This is a genomic window from Streptomyces lavendulae subsp. lavendulae (assembly GCF_002803845.1).
GTDB lineage: Bacteria > Actinomycetota > Actinomycetes > Streptomycetales > Streptomycetaceae > Streptomyces > Streptomyces lavendulae.
In genome coordinates this window covers 4,150,528-4,177,028 of record NZ_CP024985.1, presented here as the reverse complement: position 1 = coordinate 4,177,028, position 26,501 = coordinate 4,150,528, and the positions used below count along the sequence as shown (strand labels likewise).

The window sequence follows — 26,501 nt, the reverse complement described above, 5'->3', positions numbered from 1 at the left end:
TCACGCCGGGTACGGCAGCAGTCCCGCGTCCGTCTTCTCCCAGGCCGCCCGCAGCTCCGCCAGCCGGGCCGGCTCCACCGCCGCCTTGTCGGCCTGCTCGCGGACGTCCCCGGCCAGGTTGAACAGCTGGTCGCGGCCCGACTTGCCCCGGTAGTACTTCCAGTCCCCGCGGCGCAGCGCCCGCTCCCCGCGCACCCGCCAGAACAGGTTCCGCTCGGCGATCCGCTCCCCCCGCAGCAGGTATCCGGCCAGGCTCACCCCGTCCAGCGGGTACGCCCGGTGCGGCCGGGTCCCGGCCAGCTCCAGCAGCGTGGCCGTCCAGTCGGGGCTGAACACCGGCACCCGGCTGACCTGGCCCCCGTCCACCCGGGCGGGCCAGCGCAGGATGTTGGGCACCCGGATCCCGCCCTCCTGGAGCGAGGCCTTGTTGCCTGACAGCGGCCAGTTGTACGAGAAGCGCTCGCCGCCGTTGTCGCTGGAGAACACCACGATCGTGTCGTCCTCCTGCCCGGAGCGCTTCAGCGCCTTCAGCACCTCGCCGACCGACCGGTCCAGGTCCTCGACCATCTGCTTGTACTTCTCGACCGAGCCGCCGTCCTGGTGCCACAGCGCCCGCCCGTCACCCGCCTTGATCCGGCGGACGATCTCGGCGCTCTCCGCCGTGTCCCCCTCGGCGATCCACGGCCAGTGCGGGGTGGTGAAGTTCAGGTTCAGCAGCCACGGCTTGCCGTGATGGTCGCGGGAGACGTACTCGCTCGCCCGCTCCGTGATGATCTTCGTGTAGTAGCGCAGGTCCTTGTACTCGGCGTCCCCCTCGTAGAGGTCGTACTCGCCGCCCAGACCGAGCTTGGAGTAGTACTCCAGGGCCCCGCCGAAGTTCCCGAAGAACTCCTCCCAGCCCGACCTGGTCGGGCTGTAGTCCGGCAGGTAGCCCGCGTGCCACTTGCCGATCAGGGCGGTGGAGTACCCCGCCTCCTTCAGCAGCGAGGCCAGCGTCGGGTGGGACGGCTCCAGCCCCGCCGACCTGTCGGCGATCGGCTCGGCCAGCCCGCCCTTGGTGCGCGCCGGATACCGGCCCGTGTACAGGCTGAAGCGGGTCGGCGAGCAGGTCGCGGAGCCCGAGTAGGCGTCGGTGAACCGCACGCCCTGACGGGCCAGCCGGTCCAGGTTCGGGGTCTTGATGTGCGGGGAGCCGTACGAGGACAGGTCGGCCCAGCCCAGGTCGTCGCCCAGGATGAACAGGATGTTCGGGCGCCGGGAACGCCGCTCCCGGGCCGCCCGGAACTCCCGCTCCTCGGGCCCCGCGGAGGGGTTCTCGGCAGCGGCGGCGGGGCTCGCGCCCAGCCCCACCGCGGCGGCGGCGGCACCCACGCCGACGGCACCGCCGAAGGCACGCCGGGACAGGTGGGATTCGTATGAAGACACAAGGGCTCCAGGGCATGGCCCGTAGGCCCCTCCGAGGCGGCGCGGGACGGCGCGCGGCACGGCGGAGCGGCCCGGACGGGCGGGGGAAGGGAAGAGCGGAAGTCAGTGCGGAACGGCGCAACACCGGGTGTGGCGACGGGAAACGCCGGAAGCCGGCGGACGGCGCGCGTCAGCGCGCGTGGGAACTACGCGCAGCGACGACAGATGGCGCTCGCGACACGGACCAGGTCCACGTGCCGGCGCTCGACGAGGGTGACGGCTCGGTCACCGAGGGGCTGCATGAGCCGGAAGCCTGTACGAACGCACAGGTCCCTGTCAACCAGGGCATTCCGGATGCCGAGACACCCCTGATCGATCACCCTCCGCACGGGTAACCGGACTGTCCGCACTGTGACTTTTCCCGGGCGTCCCCAATTCGGACCAGTGGTCGATCTCGCCTACACTCGGGAGCGTGCCTCGTGGTGATGGACGACTCAACCACGACCTGCTCCCCGGCGAAAAAGGCCCCCAGGACGCTTGCGGCGTCTTCGGTGTCTGGGCTCCGGGTGAAGAGGTCGCCAAGCTCACCTACTTCGGACTGTATGCACTGCAGCACCGCGGACAAGAGTCCGCGGGCATCGCTGTGAGCAACGGTTCCCAGATCCTCGTCTTCAAGGACATGGGCCTCGTTTCCCAGGTCTTCGACGAAACCTCCCTCGGTTCGCTCCAGGGTCATATCGCGGTCGGTCACGCCCGCTACTCGACCACCGGAGCCTCCGTCTGGGAGAACGCCCAGCCGACCTTCCGCGCGACCGCCCACGGCTCCATTGCCCTGGGTCACAACGGCAACCTGGTGAACACCGCCGAGCTTGCCGAGATGGTCGCCGACCTCCCCCGTCAGGACGGCCGCGCCACCCAGGTGGCGGCCACCAACGACACCGACCTCGTCACCGCCCTCCTCGCCGGCCAGACCGACGACGACGGCAAGCCCCTGACCATCGAGGAGTCGGCCGCCAAGGTCCTCCCCCAGGTCAAGGGCGCCTTCTCGCTCGTCTTCATGGACGAGGGGACCCTCTACACCGCCCGTGACCCGCAGGGCATCCGCCCGCTGGTCCTCGGCCGCCTGGAGCGCGGCTGGGTGGTCGCGAGTGAGACCGCCGCCCTCGACATCTGCGGCGCCAGCTTCGTCCGCGAGGTCGAACCGGGCGAGCTCATCGCGATCGACGAGAACGGCCTGCGCACCTCGCGCTTCGCGGAAGCGAAGCCCAAGGGCTGTGTCTTCGAGTACGTCTACCTGGCGCGCCCGGACACCGACATCGCCGGCCGCAACGTCTACCTCTCGCGCGTCGAGATGGGCCGGCGCCTCGCCAAGGAAGCCCCGGTCGACGCCGACCTGGTGATAGCGACGCCGGAATCCGGCACGCCCGCCGCCGTCGGATACGCCGAAGCCAGCGGGATCCCGTACGGATCCGGCCTGGTCAAGAACGCCTACGTCGGCCGGACCTTCATCCAGCCCTCGCAGACGATCCGCCAGCTCGGCATCCGCCTCAAGCTCAACCCCCTCAAGGAAGTCATCCGGGGCAAGCGCCTGGTGGTCGTCGACGACTCGATCGTCCGCGGCAACACCCAGCGCGCGCTCGTGAAGATGCTCCGCGAGGCCGGTGCGGCCGAGGTCCACATCCGGATCTCCTCGCCGCCGGTGAAGTGGCCGTGCTTCTTCGGCATCGACTTCGCCACCCGGGCCGAGCTGATCGCCAACGGCATGACGGTCGACGAGATCGCCACCTCGCTGGGCGCGGACTCGCTCTCGTACATCTCGCTCGACGCGATGGTCGAGGCGACCACCATCCAGAAGCCCAACCTCTGCCGTGCCTGCTTCGACGGCGAGTACCCGATGGAGCTGCCCGACCCGCAGCTCCTGGGCAAGCAGCTCCTGGAGTCCGAGCTCGCGGGCGGTACCGACGCCGCCGACGCGCTCCGCCGCCCGTAGGCCAGTCCTCCCACTGGCCGGCTCGACCTGCGCTGGGCCCTGTCTTTGAGGCTTCTCCCAGGGCCCAGCACCACACGCAGTAACGACACGAAAGCTCTCTCCTGTCATGACAGAGAAGACCACCGGTGCCAGCTACGCAGCCGCAGGCGTGGACATCGAAGCGGGCGACCGCGCCGTCGAGCTGATGAAGGAGTGGGTGAAGAAGACGCAGCGCCCCGAGGTCCTCGGCGGCCTCGGCGGCTTCGCCGGCCTCTTCGACGCCTCCGCCCTCAAGCGCTACGAGCGCCCGCTGCTGGCCTCGGCCACCGACGGGGTGGGCACCAAGGTCGACATCGCCCGCCAGCTGGGCGTGTACGACACGATCGGCCACGACCTGGTCGCGATGGTCATGGACGACATCGTCGTCTGCGGCGCCGAGCCGCTCTTCATGACGGACTACATCTGCGTCGGCAAGGTGCACCCCGAGCGTGTCGCGGCCATCGTGAAGGGCATCGCCGAGGGCTGCGTCCTCGCCGGCTGCGCCCTGGTCGGCGGCGAGACCGCCGAGCACCCGGGCCTGCTAGGCCCGGACGACTTCGACGTGGCCGGCGCGGGCACCGGTGTCGTCGAGTACGACCGCCTGCTGGGCGCCGATCGCATCCGTACGGGGGACGCCGTCATCGCGATGGCTTCGTCCGGCCTTCACTCGAACGGGTACTCGCTCGTCCGCCACGTCCTCTTCGACCGGGCCGGGATGTCCCTGGACCAGCACGTCGAGGAGCTCGGCCGGACCCTCGGCGAGGAGCTGCTGGAGCCGACCAAGATCTACTCGCTGGACTGCCTGGCGCTCACCCGCACGGCCGAGGTCCACGCCTACTCGCACATCACCGGCGGCGGCCTCGCGGCGAACCTGGCCCGGGTCATCCCGGACCACCTGCACGCCACGGTCGACCGCTCCACCTGGACCCCGGGCGCCGTCTTCGACCTGGTCGGCAAGGCCGGATCGGTCGAGCGGCTGGAGCTGGAGAAGACCCTGAACATGGGCGTCGGCATGATGGCCGTGGTCCCGCAGGAGTCGGTGGACGTGGCCCTGACCACCCTCGCGGACCGGGGCGTCGACGCCTGGGTCGCCGGCGAGATCCTCGACCGGGGCGACCACGCCGAGGGCGCGACCCTCACCGGCTCGTACGCGGTCTGAGCAGCACGGAAACCCGGTCCGGGGCAATGCCCTGGACCGGGTTTCCGTGTTTTACGAGTATGGGAGCCGCAGGCAGAACACCTGGTGCAGAGAATCTGCGCGTCAAGCCCCGCGACGGTGCGCCGACGGACCGGACTCTTCGTCCTCGTCCTCGTCGTCGTCGTTGTACAGATCCGCGTACTTGGCGTACGGGTCGTCGTCGTCCAGATCGTCATCGACTTCGACCGGCGCGCTGATAGGCAGCGGCTCTGTCGGCGATGCGCCCAGCTCATTGGCCAGACGCGAGAGGTCAGTCCCGCCGCTGTTGTACTTCAGCTGGCGGGCGACCTTTGTCTGCTTGGCCTTGGCCCGGCCGCGCCCCATGGCTCGACCCCCTCGGTGACGGGGCTCGACGGCCCCAGAGTCTGACACGCGTTCATGGTTCGGAGCGGGCTCTCCGTGGAGAGACCGTCCGTAGGGGTTTAACGGTACCTGCTTCCGCGGCCATACGGTACGCCGCCCGCATGACACGCCTCGGCGCAGAACCAGCGAGACACCCCGTACTCGCTGGTCAGCTGCGATTTTAACGCTTTCCTGGCCCACGACCCGCCGAAGTGCAGTGAGTTCCGTCTCGCCGCACCCCGGCGGGTCCCGCCGGACCTAGGCCGTACGGGCCGCGGTGCGCGCGGCGAGCGCGTCGGCCATCCGCTGCTCGGCGATCCGGTCGGCCGCCGCGGCGGGCGGGATCCCGTCTGCCTTCGCACGTGCGAATATGGCCAGCGTGGTGTCGAAGATCTTCGCGGCCTTGGCCTTGCACCGGTCGAAGTCGAAGCCGTGCAGCTCGTCGGCGACCTGGATGACACCGCCCGCGTTGACCACGTAGTCGGGCGCGTAGAGGATCCCGCGGTCGGCGAGGTCCTTCTCGACGCCCGGGTGGGCGAGCTGGTTGTTGGCCGCACCGCAGACGACGGTCGCGGTCAGGACCGGGACGGAGTCGTCGTTCAGCGCACCGCCGAGCGCGCAGGGGGCGTAGATGTCCAGGCCCTCCGTGCGGATCAGCGCCTCGGTGTCGACGACCGCCGTGACCTCGCCGCCGGGGTGCTTGTCGAGGATCTCGCGCACGGACTCCTCGCGGACGTCCGTGATCACGACCTCCGCGCCGTCCGCGAGCAGGTGCTCCACCAGGTGGCGGCCGACCTTGCCGACGCCGGCGACGCCGACCTTGCGGCCGCGCAGCGTCGGGTCGCCCCACAGGTGCTGGGCGCTGGCGCGCATGCCCTGGAAGACGCCGAAGGCGGTGAGCACCGAGGAGTCGCCGGCGCCGCCGTTCTCGGGGGAGCGTCCGGTGGCCCAGCGGGTCTCGCGGGCGACGACGTCCATGTCGGCGACGTACGTGCCGACGTCGCAGGCGGTGACGTAGCGGCCGCCGAGGGACTCCACGAACCGGCCGTAGGCCAGCAGCAGTTCCTCGCTCTTGAGCGCCGACGGGTCGCCGATGATCACGGCCTTGCCGCCGCCGAGGTCGAGACCGGCGAGGGCGTTCTTGTACGACATGCCGCGCGAGAGGTTGAGCGCGTCCCGGACGGCCTCCTCGTCGGAGGCGTACGCGTGGAACCGCGTGCCGCCGAGGGCGGGGCCCAGGGCGGTGGAGTGGATGGCGATGACGGCCTTGAGGCCTGACGCTCGGTCCTGGCACAGCACGACTTGCTCGTGGCCGCCCTGTTCGCTGCGGAACAGGGTGTGCAGGACGCCGTCGGTCATTTCGGTCACGGTGGTGACTCCCATGGAAGAGATGCGGCGGAAAGGACGCCCGCCCTGCGGGTGGGGGAGGGCGCACTGGGAGCAGAGTAAGACCTGCGGCCCGCGCGGGCGGCCCCTGTCCGGGGATCGGAACACTCCCGTGTGACCGCCCCCGGCCCGGGCGCGCACGCACCTGCGGGCCCGGCATCGGTGCCCCGGAGGTGAACCGGGCCCGAAATGGGGGGAGTACGTGAGGGTGAACGATTCCCCCCGCCCCGTGCCGGTCGTCCCGTACGCCTCCTACCTGCGGGTCTACGAGCCCTTGGCGGCCTTCCCGGAGCCGGAGCGGACCCACTGGGCGGACTACGCGCGGCGCGGGACGGCCCCGACGGCCCAGGACGAGCTGCGTCGGTCGCTCTCCGATCTGGTGCGGGTGCCCGTGGTCGGGGTCCCGGCGCACGAGAGCGCGGACGCCTTCACGACGGAGCTGGACGGGTCGCTGCTGGTCTGCCCCTGGCGGACGCGGCTGCGCGGCTGGCTGGCGCTGCGGGAGCTGGCGGAGTCCTTCCCCCCGCCGGTCCTCGACGCGGTCCTCCCGGCGGGGACCCGCCGCCGGGCCGCCGAGGAGTACGAGGCGTGGCGCGAGCGGAACCCGGACGCCCGCCCGTGGATCCGCACGGGGGTGTGGCAGGTGCCGCTGCGCTGGTTCGTGCTGGTGGCGGACGAGGAGCGGGAGTACGTGCCGGGCGAACGGCTGCGGTACCGGACGCCGATGGTGCAGGCGCGGCGGCGGCTGGCCAGGGGGCTGCGGACGCTGCGGCAGGCGGAGGGGTACGGGCCGCTGGCCGAGGGGCTGGTGGAGGTCGGCAGCTGGCTGGAGGAGTTCCACCCGCGGTCGATGGTCGAACTGGACTACGGCGGGCTGCTGCACGCGCTGCCCGCTGACGCGCTGGCGGGGGACCGGTCGGCCCGGGATCTCGCGGAGGGGATCGCGGCGCTGCGGGCGGGGGACCTCGACGGGGCGTCCCAGGTGTACGGCGAACTTGCACTGCGCTGGCGAAAGGTGCGGGAGAGACTGTTCGCGAACTGACGGATGAGGCATCGTGTGACGGTGACCGCACCCCCGTTCGGCCGCGGTGCGTATCGCCCGTATCGGTAGGCATCGGCCGATCGGGTATAAGTTGCAGATCAGAGGCTTGATCACCACATTAGGGTCTTAGTTCCAGGACCTACGTCCCGATACGGGCCATTGGCCCAAGCGTGACGGACCGCACTATCTACACCCTTGCGCCCTTCCCCTACCCTCGTGCCAAAATAGGACAAGGAGTCCGGGGAGGGTTCCTTCCGCCCAACTAAGGGCGGAATGCTCGGTATTGCACTCTATGGGGGGTCTGAAGACTCCTGATCGCTCTGTGACTGATCGTCACAGTGGGGTGACTGTCCGTTATGGGGCGGTCCATCGGCTTCCGCCGCTGATGAACACCTCGGAGGGCAATTCCATCGGTTTGGCCCTTGGGGCTGGACGGATGGTGTAGTTGTAGTGCCGAGGACAAGCCGTTCGTCCTATAACCGACTCGGCCTGCGTATGTCCATTTCGGGCAACGTGGGCCAAGGTGCAGAATTTAGAGGAAAGAACCGAGATGGTTCGGTTCTCCCGAGGAGGCCGCTCATGACCGCTCGCACCCCTGATGCCGAGCCGCTGCTGACCCCGGCTGAGGTTGCCACGATGTTCCGCGTGGACCCGAAGACGGTCACCCGCTGGGCCAAGGCTGGCAAGCTCACGTCCATCCGCACCCTGGGTGGACACCGCCGTTACCGCGAGGCCGAGGTTCGCGCACTGCTCGCGGGAATTCCGCAGCAGCGCAGCGAGGCCTGAGGTCCCGTAGCACCACTGCTTTAACCGGGTTCGTATCGGGTCCCCCAATCCGATGAAACCCACATGGCTTCATACGGTGGAGCTTGCCCCAACAGGCCACACCGTCGATCGCGCTGGACTCCGCCGGGTCCAGCGCGATCTTTTTTTATGCCCGGAGGGGGCGCCGGCCCGCGGCTCCTGGGGTGTCGGCGGAGTGGGTGCCATTGCACATATTAAATCGAGCGGGCGTAGGAGTCCGATAAACGTGCGGGTTTCAAAAACTCGTGTGGTGACTCCCGTCACAGCTGATAACTCTTGTACATCCGGCAATGCACCCCGTAAGGGGATCTCCGGTGCAGAGCGCCTCGTGTGGACGGGGGATTTTCCCCTCCCGGGCGACAGGTGTAGCCCGAGCCGCTGGAAGCCCCCTGGAGGGCCCGTCGGGCAGGAGGTGGACGTAGGGAGCGGTGCGGGGTCCGATCGAGGCGCTGAGGGGCCCTCAGGGTCGTTCGGGGTCGCCGGGTGATCATGAGACGGGAGGGGTGACCTCACGCGTCCGGGGCCGGTGCCGGGAAACGCGTCAGGGCCCGCATCCCTTACGGGGTGCGGGCCCTGACGTTTCTGCGAACCTGACGGGACTTGAACCCGCGACCTCCACCTTGACAGGGTGGCGAGCTAACCAACTGCTCCACAGGTCCTCGTTCGCGGCCGGTTCCCCGGCTGCGAATGACACTGTACAGCAGGTCAGGGGGTGCGGTCGAACCCGATCACGGAGCGAGGGCGTCGACCGCCTTCACGATGCGTTTGTCGGAGATCGGGTAGGCCGTCCCGAGCGCGTGGGCGAAGTAGCTGACCCGCAGTTCCTCGATCATCCAGCGGATCTCGGTGACCGCCTCCGGCACCGGGCGGCCCTTCGGCAGCTGCTCCAGCAGCCACAGGTACTCGTCCCGCATCTCGTGGACCTTCTCCATGCGCGTGGTGTCGCGCTGGGCGCCCGTCGGCATCTGCTGGAGCCGCCGGTCGGCCGCCACCAGGTACCGCATCAGGTCCGGCAGCCGGCGCAGGCCCGCGAGGGTCACGAAGCCGGCCGGCACCAGGGCCGCCAGCTGCGCCTTCACGTCCGCGACGTTGGCCATCAGGGCCAGGCTGTTGGTCGCCTTCAGCCGCCGCTCGCAGGCCTGCCAGGCGGCGAGCACCTGCTGCACCTGCGCGACCGTCCGTACGGTCGTGTCCACCAGGTCGGCCCGCACCGCGTCGTAGAGCTTGCGGAAGCCCGCCTCGTCCCAGGCGGGACCGCCGTGGTCGGCGATCAGCTTGTCGGCCGCCGCCGTGGCGCAGTCGTCGAACAGCGCCTGGATGGAGCCGTGCGGGTTGCGGGACAGGGCCAGCTTCTGCTGGTTGGTGAGCTTGTCCGAGGCGAACTTCGCCGGGTTCACCGGGATGTTGAGGAGGATCAGCCTCCGGGTGCCCAGCCACATGGCCTGCTGCTGCTCGGCCTCGGTGTCGAAGAGCCGTACGCAGACGCTCGTCCCCGCGTCCACCAGCGCCGGGTACGCCTTCACCGGCTGGCCCGCCCGCCGGGTCTCGAAGACCCGGGTCAGGGTGCCGATCGTCCAGTCGGTCAGCCCGGAGCGCTCCAGCGACTCCCCGCCCGCCCGCTCGGCGGTGGCCGCCGCGGCCTTGGACAGGGCCTGGCGGGCCTTGGGCTTCAGGGAGAGCCGCAGGGCCTCCAGGTCCTTGTCCTCGGCGAGCTTCTTGCGCCGCTCGTCGATGATCCGGAAGGTGATCTTCAGGTGGTCCGGGATCCGGGTCAGGTCGAAGTCGTCGGCCGAGACCGGCACCCCGACCATCCGGTGCAGCTCCCGCGCCAGCGTCACGTGCAGCGGCTCCTGCAGCGGGACGGCCGTGTCCAGGAAGCGGGTCGCGAAGTTCGGCGCCGGTACGTAGTGCCGGCGGATCGGCTTCGGCAGCGAGCGGATCAGCTCGGTGACGACCTCCTCGCGCAGCCCCGGGATCTGCCAGTCGAAGCCCTCGTCCGTGACCTGGTTCAGCACCTGGAGCGGGATGTGGACGGTCACGCCGTCCGCGTCCGCGCCCGGCTCGAACTGGTAGGTCACCCGGAACTTCAGCCGGCCCTGCTGCCAGCTGTCCGGATAGTCGGCCTTGGTGACCCCGGCCGCCTTCTCCGTGAGCAGCATCTCGCGCTCGAAATCGAGGAGTTCGGGCTCCTCGCGCTTCTTGTGCTTCCACCAGGAGTCGAAGTGCGCCCCCGAGACCACGTGCTCCGGGATGCGCTGGTCGTAGAAGTCGAAGAGGGTCTCGTCGTCGACCACGATGTCCCGGCGCCGCGCCCGGTTCTCCAGCTCCTCCACCTCGGTGAGGAGCTTGCGGTTGTCGGCGTAGAACTTGTGGTGCGTGCGCCAGTCGCCCTCGACCAGCGCGTTGCGGATGAACAGCTCCCGCGAGACCTCGGGGTCGATGCGGCCGTAGTTGATCTTCCGCTGGGCGACGATCGGCACCCCGTACAGGGTCACCTTCTCGTACGCCATCACCGCCGCCTGGTCCTTCTCCCAGTGCGGCTCGCTGTACGTGCGCTTGATCAGGTGCTGCGCGAGCGGCTCCACCCACTCGGGCTCCACCTTGGCGTTCACCCGCGCCCACAGCCGCGAGGTCTCGACCAGCTCCGCCGACATCAGGAACTTCGGCTGCTTCTTGAAGAGCGAGGAGCCCGGGAAGATCGCGAACTTGGCCGAGCGGGCGCCCAGGTACTCGTTCTTGTCGGTGTCCTTCAGGCCGATGTGCGACAGCAGGCCGGCCAGCAGCGAGATGTGGATGTTCGTCTCGGGGGCGTCCGCCTCGTTGACGTGGATCCCCATCGTCTTGGCGACCGTGCGCAACTGCGAGTAGATGTCCTGCCATTCGCGGATGCGCAGGAAGTTCAGGTACTCCTGCTTGCACATCCGGCGGAAGGAGGACGAGCCGCGCTCCTTCTGCTGCTCGCGCACGTAGCGCCACATGTTCAGGAACGAGAGGAAGTCGCTCGTCTCGTCCTTGAACCGGGCGTGGTTCTGGTCCGCCTGCGTCTGCTTGTCCGAGGGCCGCTCGCGCGGGTCCTGGATCGACAGCGCCGCCGCGATCACCATGACCTCGCGGACGCAGTTGTTCTTGTCCGCCTCCACCACCATGCGCGCCAGCCGCGGGTCCACGGGCAGCTGGGACAGCTGGCGGCCCATCGGGGTGAGCCGCTGCCCCTTCCTGCCCTCCTGGGCGGACTTCTCGCCCTGCTCCAGCGCGCCCAGCTCCTGGAGCAGCTGCACGCCGTCGCGGATGTTGCGGTGGTCCGGCGGGTCGATGAAGGGGAACTTCTCGATCTCGCCCAGGCCCGCCGCGGTCATCTGGAGGATGACGGAGGCCAGGTTCGTGCGCAGGATCTCGGCGTCCGTGAACTCCGGACGGGCGTCGAAGTCGTCCTCGGAGTAGAGCCGGATGCAGATGCCGTCGCTGGTACGGCCGCAGCGGCCCTTGCGCTGGTTGGCGCTGGCCTGCGAGATCCGCTCGATGGGCAGCCGCTGCACCTTGGTGCGGTGGCTGTAGCGCGAGATGCGGGCCGTGCCCGGGTCGATCACGTACTTGATGCCGGGGACCGTCAGGGACGTCTCCGCGACGTTCGTCGCCAGGACGATCCGCCGGCCCGTGTGCTGCTGGAACACCCGGTGCTGCTCGGCGTGCGAGAGACGGGCGTAGAGGGGGAGCACCTCGGTGAAACGGAGCTTGCGCTTCTCCAGCGCGTCCGCCGTGTCCCGGATCTCGCGCTCACCCGAGAGGAACACCAGGATGTCGCCCGGCCCCTCCGCCTGGAGCTCCTCCACGGCCTCGCAGATCGCGGTGATCTGGTCCCGGTCGGCGTCCTCGGAGTCCTCCTCCAGGAGCGGCCGGTAGCGGACCTCCACCGGGTACGTCCGCCCGCTGACCTCGACGATCGGCGCGTCCCCGAAGTGCCGGGAGAACCGCTCGGGGTCGATGGTCGCCGAGGTGATGACGACCTTCAGGTCGGGGCGCTTGGGCAGCAGCGTCGCCAGGTAGCCGAGCAGGAAGTCGATGTTCAGGGACCGCTCGTGGGCCTCGTCGATGATGATCGTGTCGTAGGCGCGCAGCTCGCGGTCCGTCTGGATCTCGGCGAGCAGGATGCCGTCCGTCATCAGCTTCACGAAGGTCGCGTCCTGGTCCACCTGGTCGGTGAAGCGGACCTTCCAGCCGACCGTCTGGCCGATCTCGGACTTCAGCTCCTCCGCGATGCGCTCGGCGACCGTGCGGGCGGCGATCCGGCGGGGCTGGGTGTGCCCGATCATGCCCCGGACCCCGCGCCCCAGCTCCATGCAGATCTTGGGGATCTGGGTGGTCTTGCCGGAGCCGGTCTCGCCCGCGACGATCACGACCTGGTGGTCGCGTATCGCCTCGGCGATCTCGTCCTTCTTCTGGCTGACGGGCAGGTTCTCGGGATACGTGACCTCCGGCATCCGCGAGGCACGGCCGGCGAGCCGCGCGGCGGCCTTCTCGGCCTCCGCGGCGATCTCGTCGAGCACGGCCTGCTTGGCCTCGGGCTTGCGGATGCGGCGGGCGCCTTCGAGGCGGCGGCCGAGGCGGTGCGCGTCACGGAGGGAGATCTCACCGAGAAGCGTCTGCAGGGCGGCGAAGGAAGTAGACATACCTGGTCGAGGATCTCACCTGGGCCCGGCGGGTGGCGAACGCATTTGTGCCCCTCCCCGTACCATTTCGGGACGAGTCCCCCCGTTTGCGCAAGTGAGAGGCAGCCCACTGTGTCCCGCCGCCGTCGTGTGTGGTGCCTCCTGGCCGCCGTCCTCACGACACTGCTGGCCACCGTGGCCCCCACCGCGTCGGCCGCCCCGACCCAGGTCACCTCGACCCACGCCACCCCGACCCACGCCACCCCGACCCACGCCACCCCGGCCCACGCCACCCCGGCCCAGGCGGCTCCCGCCTTCGGGTCGGTCGTCATGGCGGGGGTGCAGGAGCAGGGGCCACGTTGTGCGCCCGACGGGCCGGAGCGCGGGGGTGTCCCCGTCGTGCCGCCGCGGAGCGGGTGCGAGCACGCGCAGCTGCCGGCCGGCGGGGTCGTGCCCGGGGAGGTCCGCCCGCGCGGCACCGCGCCCCTGCGGGTCCTCGTACGCGGGCCGGACCGGACGCCGCCCGGCCCGGTGGAGCTGTCGGTGCTGCGGGTGTAAGGGGAGCGGTCACCGCCGGTCCCCCTCACCTTCCGCCCCTCAGGAGCACCCGTATGTCCTCTTCCACCCGCAAGCCCGCCCCCCGCAAACGCGCCTCCCGCACGCCCCTGCTGGTCTGCGCCGGGGTCGCCGTCGCCGCGATCACCCTCGGACTCGTCTCGTGGCAGGCCTCGTCCTCGCGGGACGGGTCCCGCGACACCACCGCCTCCGCCGCCGGCTCCACCCCCCGAGCCGAGGACCCCCTGGCCGAGCTCAAGGCCCTGGCCCGCCGCGAGGCCGGCGACAAGCTGGCGCTCGGCCGCCCCGACGCGCCCGTCGTCCTCGTCGAGTACTCCGACTTCAAGTGCGGCTACTGCGGCAAGTTCGCCCGGGACACTGAGCCCGCCCTGGTGAAGAAGTACGTCGACGCCGGCACCCTGCGCATCGAGTGGCGCAACTTCCCGATCTTCGGCGCCGACTCCGAGGCCGCCGCCAAGGCCGCCTGGGCTGCCGGGCAGCAGGACCGCTTCGCGGCCTTCCACGCGGCCGCGTACGCCGACGGCGCCAAGGAGAAGGGCTTCGGCGAGGAACGCCTCGTCGAGCTGGCCCGCGAGGCCGGGGTCCCCGACCTGGAACGCTTCCGGCGGGACACGGCCGGCCCGCAGGCCGCAGAAGCGCTGCGCAGGGACCAGGAGGAGGGCTACCGCATCGGCGTGAGCTCCACCCCCTCCTTCCTGGTCGGCGGCCAGCCCCTGGCGGGCGCCCAGCCCCTCGCCGCCTTCGAGGCCGCCATCAGCCGGGCGGCCGCGGCGGCCGGCAAGTGAACGGCATCGGATACCTGGCCGCCCTGCTGGGCGGCCTCCTCGCCCTGCTGAGCCCGTGCAGCGCCCTGCTGCTGCCCGCCTTCTTCGCCTACTCGATCGACTCCGCCTCCCGGCTCCTGGCCCGCACCGGGATCTTCTACGCGGGCCTCGCGAGCACCCTCGTACCGCTGGGCGCGGCGGGCTCGTACGCGGGCCGGTTCTTCCACGGCCACCGCGAGGGGCTCGTCCTCTTCGGCGGTTGGCTGATCATCGCGCTCGGTCTCGCGCAGATCCTCGGGCTGGGCTTCTCCTCCCGCCGGATCTCCGAGATGTCCGGGCGGATCCGGCCGGTCACCGCGCTGTCGGTGTACGCGCTGGGCGCCGTCTACGGGCTGGCCGGCTTCTGCGCCGGCCCGATCCTGGGCAGCGTCCTGACGGTGGCGGCGGTCAGCGGCAGCCCGGTCTACGGCGGACTGCTGCTGGCGGTGTACGCCCTGGGCATGGCCGTGCCCCTGTTCCTGCTGGCCCTGCTCTGGGAGCGCTTCGACCTGGGCCGCCGGCGCTGGCTGCGCGGGCGGCCCCTGCGGCTGGGCCCGCTCCGGCTGCACTCGACCTCGCTGCTGTCCGGGCTGTTCTTCATCACCCTGGGCGCCCTGTTCCTGGCCTACGACGGGGCGAGCGCCCTGCCCGGGCTGCTGGACGTGGACGACTCGTACGCGGTGGAGGAGCGGGTGCGTTCCGTCGCGGAGGCGGTGCCGGACTGGGCGCTGCTGGGCCTGGTCGCCGCGGGTGCCGTGGCGGTCGGACTGGTGCGCTGGCGCCGGACGCAGCGGGAGGGGTGAACGCGGAAGGCCCCGTCCGATGGACGGGGCCTTCCTTTTGTGGCTGGGGCCGGGGTCGAACCGGCGACCTATCGCTTTTCAGGCGATCGCTCGTACCAACTGAGCTACCCAGCCACGAGACTGTTTCCAGCCTCAGCGAACCTGACGGGACTTGAACCCGCGACCTCCACCTTGACAGGGTGGCGAGCTAACCAACTGCTCCACAGGTCCTTGCATTGTGCGAGAACAAGTCTCGCACATGTACTGCGTACCCCCAACGGGATTCGAACCCGTGCTACCGCCTTGAAAGGGCGGCGTCCTGGGCCACTAGACGATGAGGGCTAAAGGCCCGCCGGGCACTTTCCAGCGCGTCGGGGACGTGAGAAGCATATGGGATCGGGGGAGCTATCGCCAAAACGGTTTCCCCCGGGGCGACAATGGCCGGGTGCTGGAGATGACGCGCGAGGAGTTCGAGGAGCTCGTCGCAGAGGCCCTGGACCGCATCCCGCCGGAGCTCACGCGGCTGATGGACAACGTCGCGGTGTTCGTCGAGGACGAGCCCCCGGCGGACGATCCCGAGCTGCTCGGCCTCTACGAGGGGACCCCGCTCACGGAGCGCGGCGAGTGGTACGCCGGCGTGCTGCCGGACCGCATCACCATCTACCGGAACCCCACGTTGCGGATGTGCGAGGACCGGGAGAGCGTGGTCGCCGAGACGGAGGTGACGGTGGTGCACGAGATCGCCCACCACTTCGGGATCGACGACGAACGACTGCACGCGCTGGGCTACGGGTGACCCGCCCGGTACCGGGCGGCGAGGCGATCGACCCCGACGTCGACCTCCACGTCCCGGCCCAGCGGGCCGAGCCCCAGGGCCGGGTGCTGGCGGCGATCGCGGCGGGCGGGGCCCTGGGGGCCTCGGCGCGCTTCGGGGTGGGCCTGCTGTGGCCGGCCGGGCCCGGGGCGTTCCCCTGGGCCACCTTCTGGATCAACGTCTCGGGCTGTGCGCTGATCGGCGTGCTGATGGTGCTGATCAGCGAGGGCGGGCGCAGCGCCCCCCATCCGCTGGTGCGGCCGTTCCTCGGCGTCGGGGTGCTCGGCGGGTTCACCACCTTCTCGACGTACGCCGTCGAGTTCTCCGGGCTGCTCGACGCCGGGCGGGCGCAGGTCGCGCTGGCGTACGCCGGGCTGACGGTGGCCGCCGCGCTGGGCGCCGTCTGGGCGGCGGCCTCGGTGACCCGGCTCGTGGCCGGGTCCGCTGTGCGGCCCGCGCCGGGCCGGCCCGGCGGACGGGGGCGCGGGTGAACTGGCTGCTGGTGGTGGCGGGCGCGGTCGTCGGGGCGCCGCTGCGCTACCTGACCGACCGGGCGGTCCAGTCACGGCACGACTCCGTCTTCCCGTGGGGGACCTTCGTGGTCAACGCCGCCGCCTGCCTGCTGCTGGGCGGGCTGACGGGGGCGGTGCTGGCCGGGGCCGGGTCCTCGGGGGCGGTGCCGCTGCTCGGGACGGGCCTGTGCGGCGCGCTGAGCACGTACTCGACCTTCTCCTACGAGACGCTGCGGCTGGCGGAGCGCGGCTGGAAGTTCCTGGCCGTCGCGAACGTCCTGGGATCGGTGCTGGTCGGGCTGGGCGCCGTGCACCTCGGGTCCCAGGTGGCCCGGCAGCTGTTCGCGTAAGGGGCGTGTCTCTTACGGGGTAAAGGGAGTTGGGCTCATTGACCCGCCCAACGCGGACCCCGTCCAGTGTCCCGGAGGTGCCCCCGTGCGCCCTTTGCCGCGCCCCCTGTCCGCTTCCCTGAGACTGGCCGTCTCCGCGCTCGCCGTCGCCGCGACGGCGGGCTGCATGAGCGTCGGCGAGGAGGCCGCGAAGCCGGGGCCGGCGGCCTCCGTCGGCGGCAAGGACACCGCCGGGGCGGGTGCCGGCCAGGTCGGTCACGGTTCGGGGATCCACGGCAACGGCCATGGCGTGAAGGACGGTACGGGGAACCAGGAAGGCAAGTCGGGTGAGCCCGGGAAGGCCTCCGGCGCGACCGGCGCCTCTCCCGGCCCGGGCGCCCCCGCGAAGCCCGGGGTGCCCTCGCCGTCGGCCGGGCCGGGTGGCGGGGCGGGCGGTCAGGGGCAGGTGCCGTCGGGCGGCGGGTCGGGTTCCGGGTCCGGCTCGGGCGGCTCGGGTTCCGGTGGTTCTGGCTCCGGATCGGGGTCCGGGTCCGGGTCGGGCGGCTCGGGATCCGGAGGTTCTGGTTCCGGTTCGGGTGGCTCCGGCGGGAGCGGGGGGTCCACGACCACCCCGCCCACGGCGGAGCCGACCCCTCCTGTGACGCACCCCACGCCCCCGGACACCGCTCCGCCGACCCCGCCGGCCCCCGAGCCGACCACCGGATCGGCCTAGCGGGCGGCGGCCCCCGCCCGGTCCGGCCGGGCTGCCCTGGATCCGCACCCCGGGCATCGTCGCAGGTCAGAGGGGATTCTGGCCGGGCGACTTGCCAGACCCCCAGGAGGGTGCGTATGGTTATAGATCGTTTGATCCCATTGCCCGGCGCCGAATCCGAAGAGCGCCGTGTGGCGCGTACTCTCCCTAGCCGTGGCTGACCGCATTGAGGCGGTCGATTTGCGATTCACGGAGTTTGGGCGCGTGCCGAGACTCCGGAAGGTTTCGCATTTCGCATGTCCATTTCCAGTTCTGACCGTTCCGTCATGCCCGAGAACGACACCCACGAGATCGTCGACGCCGAGACCCTTGCGGTCACCGAGGCCATGGAGGCCATCGAGGCGGACGAGATCATCGAGGCCCTTGAGGCCGACGTGACCGGCGACACCGCCGACTCCGCCGACGAGGCCGGCGACGCCGAGCCCACCACCACCTTCGCGGACCTCGGTCTGCCGGAGGGCGTCGTGCGCAAGCTCGCCCAGAACGGTGTCACCACCCCGTTCCCGATCCAGGCCGCGACCATCCCGGACGCCCTGGCCGGCAAGGACATCCTCGGACGCGGTCGCACCGGCTCCGGCAAGACCCTCTCCTTCGGTCTGCCCACCCTGGCCCGCCTGGCCGGTGGCTTCACCGAGAAGAAGAAGCCCCGCGCGATCATCCTCACCCCGACCCGTGAGCTCGCGATGCAGGTCGCGGACGCCCTCCAGCCCTACGGCGACGTCCTCGGCCTGAAGATGAAGGTCGTCTGCGGCGGTACCTCCATGGGCAACCAGATCTACGCCCTGGAGCGCGGTGTCGACGTCCTCGTCGCCACCCCGGGCCGTCTGCGCGACATCATCAACCGCGGCGCCTGCTCCCTGGAGAACGTCGAGGTGGCCGTCCTCGACGAGGCCGACCAGATGGCCGACCTGGGCTTCCTGCCCGAGGTCACCGAGCTGCTCGACCAGATCCCCGGCGGCGGCCAGCGCATGCTCTTCTCCGCCACCATGGAGAACGAGATCGGCACCCTGGTCAAGCGCTACCTGTCCAACCCCGTCACGCACGAGGTCGACAGCGCCCAGGGCAACGTCTCGACCATGACCCACCACGTCCTCGTCGTGAAGCCGAAGGACAAGGCGCCGGTCACGGCCGCGATCGCCGCCCGCAAGGGCCGCACCATCATCTTCGTCCGCACCCAGCTGGGCGCCGACCGCATCGCCGAGCAGCTCATCGAGGCCGGCGTGAAGGCCGACGCGCTGCACGGCGGCATGACGCAGGGCGCCCGTACCCGCGTCCTCGCCGACTTCAAGGACGGCTACGTCAACGCGCTCGTCGCCACCGACGTCGCCGCCCGCGGCATCCACGTCGACGGCATCGACCTGGTCCTCAACGTGGACCCGGCCGGCGACCACAAGGACTACCTGCACCGCTCGGGCCGTACCGCCCGCGCCGGCAAGTCGGGCGTCGTGGTCTCCCTGGCCCTGCCGCACCAGCGCCGCCAGATCTTCCGCCTGATGGAGGACGCGGGCGTGGACGCCTCGCGCCACATCGTCCAGGGCGTCGGCGCGTTCGACCCCGAGGTCGCCGAGATCACCGGTGCGCGTTCGCTCACCCAGGTCCAGGCCGACTCGGCGAACAACGCCGCCAAGCAGGCCGAGCGCGAGGTCGCCGACCTCACCAAGCAGCTGGAGCGCCTGACCCGCCGCGCCGCGGAGCTGCGCGAGGAGGCCGACCGCCTCGTCGCCCGTTCCGCCCGCGAGCGCGGTGAGGACCCGGAGGCCGCCGTCGCCGAGGTCGTCGAGGCCGCCGAGGCCGAGGTCGCGGCAGCCGTCGCCGCCGTGGCCGAGCCCGTCGCCCAGGAGCGCACCTTCGAGCGCCGTGACGACCGTGGCAACTACGAGCGCCGCGACAACCGCCGCGACGACCGCGGTGACCGTGGTGGCGACCGTGGTGGCTTCCGCCGCGACGACCGTCCGTCGGGTGGTTTCCGTTCCGGTGGTGACCGTCGTGACGACAACCGTGGTGGCGGCTTCCGTCGCGACGACCGTCCGTCCGGTGGCTTCAACCGTGACGACCGTGGTGGCGACCGTGGTGGCTTCCGCCGCGACGACCGTCCGTCGGGTGGTTTCCGTTCCGGTGGTGACCGTCGTGACGACAACCGTGGTGGCGGCTTCCGTCGCGACGACCGTCCGTCCGGTGGCTTCAACCGTGACGACCGTGGTGGCGACCGTGGTGGCTTCCGCCGCGACGACCGTCCGTCGGGTGGTTTCCGTTCCGGTGGTGACCGTCGTGACGACAACCGTGGTGGCGGCTTCCGTCGCGACGACCGTCCGTCCGGTGGCTTCAACCGTGACGACCGTGGTGGCGACCGTGGTGGCTTCCGCCGCGACGACCGTCCGTCGGGTGGTTTCCGTTCCGGTGGTGACCGTCGTGACGACAACCGTGGTGGCGGCTTCCGTCGCGACGACCGTCCGTCCGGTGGCTTCAACCGTGACGACCGTGGTGGCGACCGTGGTGGCTTCCGCCGCGACGACCGTCCGTCGGGTGGTTTCCGTTCCGGTGGTGACCGTCGTGACGACAACCGTGGTGGCGGCTTCCGTCGCGACGACCGTCCGTCCGGTGGCTTCAACCGTGACGACCGTGGTGGCGACCGTGGCGGCTTCCGCCGCGACGACCGTCCGTCCGGTGGCTTCCGCTCCGGTGGCGCCGGCGAGCGCCCCTACGGCCGCCGCGACGACAACCGCCCCTCCGGCTCCGGTTCGACCGGCTCCTTCGGCGGCCGTCGTGACGACAAGCCCCGCTGGAAGCGCAACGGCTGACGCCTGAGCGCCGCCTGACGAAGGATCGGCCCCCACAGCACTCCGGTGCCGTGGGGGCCGACCCCTTTTCCGTGCCCCGGACCGCGCCCGCAGGCGGCCCCGGAAGGCGCGACCGGCGCCGGAGGCCGGAAACGACCGAGCGCCCCGCCCGGAAGAAGCCGGACGGGGCGCTCGGTTGCAGGCCGGGGGGTGTCCCCGCGACCTCGGTGCGGTAGGCCATGTCGGACTCGAACCGACAACCAACGGATTAAAAGTCCGCTGCTCTGCCAATTGAGCTAATGGCCCAGGCGCGCTCACCCCAGAGCATAGCGGGAGAGGGCCCCCAGGCCGATCGGGTATCGACCGGGACCGGACGCGGCGGTTTCCCGCCATCGGCGGCCGGAGGGGGACGGGGGCTGCCGGGTGGGGGTCCGGAGCCGGGCCGGAACCTTTCTTTACGCCTCTGACCTGCGGTGATGTGGCTGTGAGGGGTGGTCGGTCCGGTAATTGGCGGGAGCCGTCCCCCGGATGACGTAGAGTTGGGTTTACCGACGCGGGGTGGAGCAGCTCGGTAGCTCGCTGGGCTCATAACCCAGAGGTCGCAGGTTCAAATCCTGTCCCCGCTACTCAGTACGAAGGCCCGGTTCCCTTGTGGAACCGGGCCTTCGTCGTACGCGTTGCCCTTGTTCCGCTCCCTGCCCCGCTCCTTGCTCCGTTCCTCGCTCCGTTGCTTCACCCGCTCGGCCCGGTCCGGTCGCCGTGCGGCGGCCGGACCGCCAGCCTTGGAGGGCGGGGCTGGACCGGGCGGCAGGAGAGCAGCGTGGCGGGGCTGGGCCGGCAGGGCGGTGACGCGAGCGGGACGACGGAGCCCGGCGACGGGGCGGGCCGTCAGGTGCTCCGGGTGCTCCCGGCCCTGCTGATCCTCCTCGGCCTCGTCTTCGACGTGCTGACCCCGCCCCGCTTCACGGGCTCACCCTTCTTCTCGGCGGCCCCGCTGATCGCCGCCCCCGTCTTCAGCTTCCTGGCGACCGCCGTGACCGGGGTCGCCGCCTCCGGCGCCGTGGTGGCCCTGCACCTCCACAACGCCGTCGACTGGAAGGCGGACGCGCTGACCGAGCTGGTGACGGTGGTGACCGTCTCCGGGCTGGCCCTGCTCATCAACCGGGTCGTGCGGCGCAGCGGCGAGCGGCTCGCCTCCGCGCGCGGGATCGCCGAGGCCGCCCAGCGGGCCGTGCTGCCGACACCGGCCGAGCGGATCGGCGGGCTGCACGTCTCCGCGCGGTACGAGGCCGCGCAGGCCGACGCGTTCATCGGCGGGGACCTCTACGCCGTCCAGGACACCCCGTACGGGGTGCGGCTCGCGGTGGGCGACGTACGGGGCAAGGGGCTGGGGGCCGTGGAGGCCGTCGCCGTGGTCCTGGGCGCCTTCCGGGAGGCCGCCGACACCGAACCCACCCTGGAGGCGCTCGCGGAGCGGCTGGAGCGGGCCCTGGCCCGTGAGGGCGTCCGCCGGGACAGCCTGGACGCGGTCGAGGGGTTCACCACCTGCGTGCTCGGGGAGATCCCGGCCGGGGCGGGGGTGCTGAGGCTGCTCAACCGGGGCCATCCCGAGCCGCTGCTGCTGTACGCCGACGGCGGCCTGGCGGTCCTCGAACCGGCCGAGCCCGCGCTCCCGCTGGGGCTGGGGCTGGGCGAGCTGTGGCCCGGGCCGCGGGATCCGGTCGGGGAGTGGCCCTTCCCGCCGGGCAGCACCCTGCTCCTGTACACCGACGGGGTCACCGAGGCCCGGGACGCGGCCGGCGTCTTCTACGATCCGGCGGCCCGGCTGCGGGGGCGGGTCTTCCCGGGGCCGGGCGAGGTGCTCGGCGCCCTCAGCAGCGACGTCCGACGGCACACGGGCGGCGGGACCACCGACGACATGGCGCTGCTGGCGGTGGGGCGGCCCGAGGAGGGGCAGCCGGAGCGCAGGCGGACGGTCCCCGTGGTGCGGCGCGAGGAGGAGTGACGTCCGGATGGTGACGGTGCGTAGTCCACGGGGTGCTCTGTGCAAGGAGATTGACGGTTCGTCATTCGGGCCATCGTGGCTGAAGTGAAGAGGGTGAGCGTGGGGTTTTGCCCTGAGTTGAGGCTCGGTGAGGTGAATGTTCGGGCCAGAGCTGTTCGGGGCGTGGCTGATTGGCGTTAACGATCAGTCGCAACAGCTTGGAATCACTCCCCCGCGTCTATTACCGTTCGATAACGCAGCGCGGTCGTCCCAGCCGTCGCAAGAGACGGCACCCGTGCGCGTTCTCGCTCATGAGGAGTGTGCCCCGGTGGCCTCCAACTCGCCTTCCCCTGAAGGCATCGACGTTCCGGAGACGCCCACCGCCGGAGCCTGGGGCGAGTGGAACCCGACGGAGGACTCGGCCCGTTCGGTCCGCGGCAAACACCGCGTCCTCAAGCAGCGCGGCGGACTCGCCCGCAGCTCGACCGTGCTCGGCGTCGGCGTGATCGCGGCGGTCGGTGCGGGCGGCATCGCCACCGCGCAGGACCGGCCCCAGGTCGCGATATCCATGCCCTCGCTCCCCGACCTCCCCGACCTGCTGGGCGGCGGCGGCCACGCCGCCGGGGCGGCCGGTACGGACACCGCGGCACCCGCCGGGGCGGCGGCCGCGCAGAGCGCCGGGATCCCGGGGCAGGCCGACGGCCGGGGCCACGGGCAGGCCGACGCGGGGGAGGCGCTGCGCCACCGCATCCTCCAGCAGGCCGAGTCGCAGCAGGAGGCCGTCGAGACCCAGGCGCGGGCGGACGCCGAGCGGACCGCGCGCGAGGCGGCGGCCCAGGAGGCCCGCGCCCAGAAGGAAGCGGCCGACAGGGAAGCCGAGACGGCTCGCGCGGCCGCCGAGAAGGCCGCCGCGGAGAAGGCCGAAGCGGACAAGGCGGCCGAGGCGGCCGCGACGACGGCGGCCAAGGCCGCGGAGGGCGCGGAGGGCGGCGGATCCGGGTCGGGTGCGGGTGCGGGCACGAAGGCCTCGGGCGGCTACTCCCTCCCCACCTCCTCATACACCCTCACCTCGCACTACGGCGACTCCGGCTCCATGTGGTCCTCCGGCCACCACACCGGCCTCGACTTCGCGGCGCCGACCGGCACCCCGGTCAAGGCCGTGGGCGGCGGAAAGGTCATCTCGGCCGGCTGGTCGGGTGCCTACGGCTACCGGATCGTGCTCCAGCTCGACGACGGTACGGAGGTCTGGTACTGCCACCTCTCCTCCATGTCGGTGACCTCCGGGACGGTCGGCGCGGGCGAGACCATCGGCCGGGTCGGCGCGACCGGCAACGTCACCGGGGCCCACCTGCACCTAGAGGTGCGCAAGGGCGGCTCGACGGTCGACCCGCTGGCGTGGCTGGAGTCCAAGGGGCTCAGCGTCTAGCCGGGCCGCCCGGATCCTCGCCGGGGCCGCCCCCCTCCGGAGCTGGATTCCATGATCGAATTTCGGGACACTGTGTACATGACACGGGGGCGTACGGGCTTGATCATCGGTGGTGCCTTCGGGCTCGCCTTCATCGCGGTGAACGCGGGCGCCGCGGCGCCCCTGACCGTCCCGATGCGGCTGCTCGCCATCGCCGCGTTCGTCGGCCTGTTCTTCGCGTCCCGGCCCCCGGCGGCCGGTGCCGGCGCCGACGCGACTGCTCGTACGGAGCCTGCGGCACCCGCGGCGCGCACGGCCTTCGGGCGGCGCTACTGGCTGGTGGTGGCCGCCGAGGCGGTCGCGGCCCTGGCTGGTCTCTTCCTCACGGCCCGCGTGTTCCACGCGCCGCACCTGGCGGTGGCGTGCATCGCGCTCGTCGTCGGGGTGCACTTCTTCGCCCTCGCGGCCGTGTGGCGCCAGACCTCGCTGCACGTGCTCGGCGCCGCGATGACGGCCTGCGGTGCCGCCGGACTGCTCCTGGGCGTGGCCGGTGCGGGGGCCGCGGCCGTGTCGGCCGTCGCCGGAATCGCTCCGGGGGTCCTGCTGCTCGCCTCCGCATGGTGGTCCGCCCTCGCCGCCCGCCCCCGCGCCGCCCTCTAGCGATCAGGGGCGGACGGAGGCGGACAGGGCCGGGGTCCTGGGGGACGGCACCGCCGTCGCGGACGGTGTCGGTGTGGGTGCCTGTGCCGGTGTCGTGGGTGCCGGCGGCCGTGCGAAGGCCTGTGACGGCAGGGTGGCCAGGGGCTCCCGGGTGGCCTGGGGCGGCTGAGGGGTGTGCGGGCCGGCCAGCGGGTCGTACCACGGCGGCAGCAGCTCCTCCAGCACCGCCGCCCGCGCGAGGACGGGCCCGGCCGTCGCCCGGCGCAGCCAGAGGCGGTCCAGCAACTCCCGCTCCCGTACGGCGAATTCCCGATCGGGGGCGGCGCTCTGCCGGGTGTGCCGGCGCAGCAGGGCCAGGGCGGCGGCGTCCGCCGCGTAGCGGGACACCGCGCGGGCGGCGGGCCGGCCTCCGCTGCGGCGGGCCAGGGCCCGGGCCAGGGACCGGGCCGGCATCGAGGCCAGCGCCGGCACTTCCGCCGGGCCGAGCCAGCCCGCGCGGGCGTACACCGACAGCTCGGCGGCGACGGCCCGCAGTCTGTGACGCCGTATCCGCACGGCCAGCCCCAGCAGCAGCGCGAACGCCGGGACCATCACGCAGCCGTAGACCGCGTAGAAACCGTACTCACCGAAATGTGAGGAGCCGTTCCACAGCGCGTGCAGACCCATGGCCAGGCCCAGGCCCAGCAGCGGCGGGCCCGCCCCGCGCACGCGGCCCGCGCCGACCGCGGCCATGCCGAAGCCGAGCCCGGTCAGCACGGTGAACAGGGGGTGCGCGAACGGCGAGAGCACCGCCCGCACGAAGAACGTCGCCGCCGTCACGGAGTCCAGGACGCCGGTGCCCTTGGCGAGGTCCTCCTCGAAGGCGTTGCCCAGGTAGAGGACGTTCTCCGTGCAGGCGAAGCCGGTGGCGGTGAACCCGGCCAGTACGAACCCGTCGGCGGGGCCGGTGAACTGCCGTCTTCGGAAGGCGAAGACGAGCAGCAGCGCGGCGGCCTTGGCGCTCTCCTCCACGACCGGCGCGATCGCCACCGAGCCGAACCGGTCGGCGTCGAAGGGGTCGGTGGTGGCCGCGGCTATCCACTCCGTGGCGAAACTGTTCGCCAGTATCGCGATCAGCGCCGCGGTGCAGGCCCCCCAGCCGAAGCAGAACATCAACTGCCGCCAGGGGGCGGGCGCGGCCCGGCCCAGCCACCGGAACGCCGCCATCAGCGGCGGGACCGGCAGCAGGGCCAGGCCGAGGCCTACGAGGAAACCGGCCGTGCCGGTCTGCTCCCGCACGAGTTCCAGGATCGTGAACCCGGTCGCGGTGAGCAGGGTGACGGGCACGCACACGCGGACCGGGTCCGGTGTGCGTGCGAGCACACGGGAGAGCGCTCGGAGCACATGGTGACCCTACCGAGCCGCTCGGACACTCGGAGTGATGTTTGTCAGTTCTTGGGGCGGGCGCGGGTGAAGAGGAGGTCGTGGACGACGTGGCCCTTGTCGAGTCCCTGGCCCTCGAAGCGGGTGAGGGGGCGGAACTCGGGGCGCGGCGCGTAGCCGCCGTCGGCCTGCGTGTTCTCGAACTCCGGGTGCGCGGTGAGGACTTCGAGCATCTGCTCCGCGTACGGCTCCCAGTCCGTCGCGCAGTGCAGCAGGGCCCCCGGCGCCAGCCGGGTGGCGGCCAGGTCGAGGAACTCGGGCTGGATCAGCCGTCGCTTGTGGTGGCGGGCCTTGGGCCACGGGTCCGGGAAGTACACGCGCATTCCGGCGAGGGAGTCGGGCGGCAGCATCTCGCGGAGCAGGATGATGGCGTCGCCGTTGGCCACGCGGACGTTGGTCATCCCGCCGCGCTCGGCGAGCGCGAGCAGGTTGCCCTGGCCCGGGGTGTGCACGTCGGCGGCGAGGATGCCGGTCGAGGGGTCGGCGGCGGCCATCTGGGCGGTGGCCTCGCCCATGCCGAAGCCGATCTCCAGGACCACGGGCAGGCCGTCGAAGAGCTTCTTCAGGTCGATGACCTCGTGGCCGTCGATGTCGAGCCCCCAGGTGCCCCAGAGCCGCTTCAGCGCCTCGCCCTGGCCGGTGGTGACCCGGCTGCGGCGCGGCTGGAAGCTGCGGATCCGCCGCTCGTGGTGCGATCCGGCGGGGTCGGGCGCGGGGCCGTCGGGGAAACGGGGCTCGGTGCGCCACTTGGGGGGCACGTACGCGGTCGCCTCGGGCGCGGTGTCCGGGAGGCTGGGCTGGGGGTTCGGGGACTCAGACACAATGCGCCGATTCT

General features: G+C 71.6%; 21 protein-coding genes and 6 tRNA genes. 15 read left to right on the top strand and 12 right to left on the bottom strand.

The window, feature by feature from the left end; genetic code table 11:
• Both SLAV_RS18170 and SLAV_RS43670 read right to left on the bottom strand, forming a co-directional pair.
• Entirely contained in the window at nt 1-1,425 is a 1,425-nt protein-coding gene (locus SLAV_RS18170; RefSeq protein ID WP_030225594.1) for a sulfatase-like hydrolase/transferase, read from the bottom strand.
• 185 nt (nt 1,426-1,610) lie between these two features.
• Nucleotides 1,611-1,706: a putative leader peptide gene (locus SLAV_RS43670; protein ID WP_323188240.1), complete on the bottom strand. Its 96-nt coding sequence runs from the start codon at nt 1,704-1,706 to the stop codon at nt 1,611-1,613.
• A 170-nt stretch (nt 1,707-1,876) separates the two neighbouring features.
• Here SLAV_RS43670 and purF point away from each other — a divergent pair, with 170 nt between their 5' ends.
• Nucleotides 1,877-3,394 (top strand): amidophosphoribosyltransferase, encoded by a 1,518-nt coding sequence (purF, locus tag SLAV_RS18160; protein ID WP_030225597.1) that lies wholly within the window; start codon nt 1,877-1,879, stop codon nt 3,392-3,394.
• Nucleotides 3,395-3,500: 106 nt separating this feature from the next.
• Nucleotides 3,501-4,571 carry a phosphoribosylformylglycinamidine cyclo-ligase gene (gene purM, locus SLAV_RS18155; RefSeq protein ID WP_030225600.1) on the top strand — a complete coding sequence of 357 codons (1,071 nt, stop codon included), beginning with the start codon at nt 3,501-3,503 and terminating at the stop codon, nt 4,569-4,571.
• Between the two features lie 102 nt (nt 4,572-4,673).
• On the opposite strand, the gene SLAV_RS18150 is transcribed toward purM, so the two are convergent.
• Together SLAV_RS18150 and SLAV_RS18145 are read right to left on the bottom strand one after the other, a co-directional pair.
• The gene (locus tag SLAV_RS18150) at nt 4,674-4,934 is read right to left on the bottom strand and encodes a DUF3073 domain-containing protein (RefSeq protein ID WP_030225602.1); all 261 of its coding nucleotides are present in this window, start codon (nt 4,932-4,934) and stop codon (nt 4,674-4,676) included.
• A gap of 276 nt (nt 4,935-5,210) precedes the next feature.
• Nucleotides 5,211-6,320, bottom strand: a complete 1,110-nt coding sequence (locus SLAV_RS18145) for a Leu/Phe/Val dehydrogenase (protein ID WP_030225603.1) — start codon at nt 6,318-6,320, stop codon at nt 5,211-5,213.
• Between the two features lie 226 nt (nt 6,321-6,546).
• Between SLAV_RS18145 and SLAV_RS18140 the strand changes: the two genes are divergently transcribed.
• Together SLAV_RS18140 and bldC are read left to right on the top strand one after the other, a co-directional pair.
• Nucleotides 6,547-7,380, top strand: a complete 834-nt coding sequence (locus tag SLAV_RS18140; RefSeq protein WP_030225612.1) for a DUF8083 family protein — start codon at nt 6,547-6,549, stop codon at nt 7,378-7,380.
• A 579-nt stretch (nt 7,381-7,959) separates the two neighbouring features.
• Complete coding sequence (bldC, locus tag SLAV_RS18135; protein ID WP_003949541.1) at nt 7,960-8,166, top strand: developmental transcriptional regulator BldC; 207 nt, start codon at nt 7,960-7,962, stop codon at nt 8,164-8,166.
• A gap of 603 nt (nt 8,167-8,769) precedes the next feature.
• Here the strand turns inward: bldC and SLAV_RS18130 are convergent.
• A tRNA-Asp gene (locus SLAV_RS18130) sits at nt 8,770-8,843 on the bottom strand.
• 69 nt (nt 8,844-8,912) lie between these two features.
• The gene (gene hrpA, locus SLAV_RS18125; RefSeq protein WP_030225613.1) at nt 8,913-12,851 is read right to left on the bottom strand and encodes an ATP-dependent RNA helicase HrpA; all 3,939 of its coding nucleotides are present in this window, start codon (nt 12,849-12,851) and stop codon (nt 8,913-8,915) included.
• Between the two features lie 111 nt (nt 12,852-12,962).
• Between hrpA and SLAV_RS18120 the strand changes: the two genes are divergently transcribed.
• Genes SLAV_RS18120 through SLAV_RS18110 form a run of 3 tightly spaced genes read left to right on the top strand, consistent with a single transcriptional unit; the run spans nt 12,963 to nt 15,012 of the window.
• Entirely contained in the window at nt 12,963-13,388 is a 426-nt protein-coding gene (locus tag SLAV_RS18120; protein ID WP_158740452.1) for a hypothetical protein, read from the top strand.
• A gap of 53 nt (nt 13,389-13,441) precedes the next feature.
• Entirely contained in the window at nt 13,442-14,191 is a 750-nt protein-coding gene (locus SLAV_RS18115) for a DsbA family protein (RefSeq protein ID WP_030225615.1), read from the top strand.
• Nucleotides 14,188-15,012, top strand: a complete 825-nt coding sequence (locus SLAV_RS18110; protein ID WP_030225618.1) for a cytochrome c biogenesis CcdA family protein — start codon at nt 14,188-14,190, stop codon at nt 15,010-15,012. The genes SLAV_RS18115 and SLAV_RS18110 overlap by 4 nt, the downstream gene beginning before the upstream one ends.
• A 40-nt stretch (nt 15,013-15,052) precedes the next feature.
• Here SLAV_RS18110 and SLAV_RS18105 read toward each other — a convergent pair.
• From SLAV_RS18105 to SLAV_RS18095, 3 genes are all read right to left on the bottom strand, one after another.
• Nucleotides 15,053-15,126, bottom strand: a tRNA-Phe gene (locus tag SLAV_RS18105).
• A gap of 22 nt (nt 15,127-15,148) precedes the next feature.
• Nucleotides 15,149-15,222 (bottom strand) — tRNA-Asp (locus SLAV_RS18100).
• A gap of 38 nt (nt 15,223-15,260) precedes the next feature.
• Nucleotides 15,261-15,333: transfer RNA gene (locus tag SLAV_RS18095), tRNA-Glu, on the bottom strand.
• Between the two features lie 103 nt (nt 15,334-15,436).
• On the opposite strand from SLAV_RS18095, the gene SLAV_RS18090 reads away from it, so the two are divergent.
• The 4 genes from SLAV_RS18090 (at nt 15,437) to SLAV_RS18070 (ending at nt 20,216) form a co-directional block, all read left to right on the top strand.
• Nucleotides 15,437-15,787 (top strand): metallopeptidase family protein, encoded by a 351-nt coding sequence (locus SLAV_RS18090; RefSeq protein WP_030225620.1) that lies wholly within the window; start codon nt 15,437-15,439, stop codon nt 15,785-15,787.
• Complete coding sequence (locus tag SLAV_RS18085; RefSeq protein WP_078950096.1) at nt 15,784-16,296, top strand: FluC/FEX family fluoride channel; 513 nt, start codon at nt 15,784-15,786, stop codon at nt 16,294-16,296. Before SLAV_RS18090 ends, SLAV_RS18085 begins: the two co-directional genes overlap by 4 nt.
• Nucleotides 16,293-16,667, top strand: a complete 375-nt coding sequence (locus tag SLAV_RS18080; protein WP_030225624.1) for a fluoride efflux transporter FluC — start codon at nt 16,293-16,295, stop codon at nt 16,665-16,667. Before SLAV_RS18085 ends, SLAV_RS18080 begins: the two co-directional genes overlap by 4 nt.
• 1,017 nt (nt 16,668-17,684) lie before the next feature.
• Nucleotides 17,685-20,216, top strand: coding sequence for a DEAD/DEAH box helicase (locus SLAV_RS18070; RefSeq protein ID WP_425276222.1), 2,532 nt, complete (start codon nt 17,685-17,687; stop codon nt 20,214-20,216).
• A gap of 212 nt (nt 20,217-20,428) precedes the next feature.
• On the opposite strand, the gene SLAV_RS18065 is transcribed toward SLAV_RS18070, so the two are convergent.
• A tRNA-Lys gene (locus tag SLAV_RS18065) sits at nt 20,429-20,501 on the bottom strand.
• A 246-nt stretch (nt 20,502-20,747) separates the two neighbouring features.
• On the opposite strand from SLAV_RS18065, the gene SLAV_RS18060 reads away from it, so the two are divergent.
• The 4 genes from SLAV_RS18060 to SLAV_RS18045 all read left to right on the top strand — a co-directional run bounded on the left by SLAV_RS18060 (nt 20,748) and on the right by SLAV_RS18045 (nt 24,244).
• Nucleotides 20,748-20,821 (top strand) — tRNA-Met (locus tag SLAV_RS18060).
• A gap of 194 nt (nt 20,822-21,015) precedes the next feature.
• Nucleotides 21,016-22,200, top strand: a complete 1,185-nt coding sequence (locus tag SLAV_RS18055; RefSeq protein ID WP_030225627.1) for a PP2C family protein-serine/threonine phosphatase — start codon at nt 21,016-21,018, stop codon at nt 22,198-22,200.
• A 307-nt stretch (nt 22,201-22,507) separates the two neighbouring features.
• Nucleotides 22,508-23,605: a M23 family metallopeptidase gene (locus tag SLAV_RS18050; protein WP_030225629.1), complete on the top strand. Its 1,098-nt coding sequence runs from the start codon at nt 22,508-22,510 to the stop codon at nt 23,603-23,605.
• Nucleotides 23,606-23,683: 78 nt separating this feature from the next.
• Entirely contained in the window at nt 23,684-24,244 is a 561-nt protein-coding gene (locus SLAV_RS18045; protein WP_037686281.1) for a hypothetical protein, read from the top strand.
• A gap of 3 nt (nt 24,245-24,247) precedes the next feature.
• Here the strand turns inward: SLAV_RS18045 and SLAV_RS18040 are convergent, their stop codons facing one another.
• Both SLAV_RS18040 and trmB read right to left on the bottom strand, forming a co-directional pair.
• Entirely contained in the window at nt 24,248-25,606 is a 1,359-nt protein-coding gene (locus SLAV_RS18040) for a PrsW family intramembrane metalloprotease (RefSeq protein WP_234333386.1), read from the bottom strand.
• Nucleotides 25,607-25,671: 65 nt separating this feature from the next.
• Complete coding sequence (gene trmB / locus SLAV_RS18035) at nt 25,672-26,487, bottom strand: tRNA (guanosine(46)-N7)-methyltransferase TrmB (protein WP_030225635.1); 816 nt, start codon at nt 26,485-26,487, stop codon at nt 25,672-25,674.
• Between the last annotated feature and the right edge of the window lie 14 nt (nt 26,488-26,501).

Excerpts from the sequence above, each read along its gene's own strand:
- bldC (WP_003949541.1), top strand. The coding sequence starts at position 7,960 with ATGACCGCTCGCACCCCTGATGCCGAGCCGCTGCTGACCCCGGCTGAG.
- hrpA (WP_030225613.1), bottom strand. The coding sequence starts at position 12,851 with ATGTCTACTTCCTTCGCCGCCCTGCAGACGCTTCTCGGTGAGATCTCC.
- purM (WP_030225600.1), top strand. The coding sequence starts at position 3,501 with ATGACAGAGAAGACCACCGGTGCCAGCTACGCAGCCGCAGGCGTGGAC.
- SLAV_RS18070 (WP_425276222.1), top strand. The coding sequence starts at position 17,685 with ATGCCCGAGAACGACACCCACGAGATCGTCGACGCCGAGACCCTTGCG.
- SLAV_RS18115 (WP_030225615.1), top strand. The coding sequence starts at position 13,442 with ATGTCCTCTTCCACCCGCAAGCCCGCCCCCCGCAAACGCGCCTCCCGC.
- SLAV_RS43670 (WP_323188240.1), bottom strand. The coding sequence starts at position 1,706 with ATGCAGCCCCTCGGTGACCGAGCCGTCACCCTCGTCGAGCGCCGGCAC.
- SLAV_RS18045 (WP_037686281.1), top strand. The coding sequence starts at position 23,684 with ATGACACGGGGGCGTACGGGCTTGATCATCGGTGGTGCCTTCGGGCTC.
- SLAV_RS18150 (WP_030225602.1), bottom strand. The coding sequence starts at position 4,934 with ATGGGGCGCGGCCGGGCCAAGGCCAAGCAGACAAAGGTCGCCCGCCAG.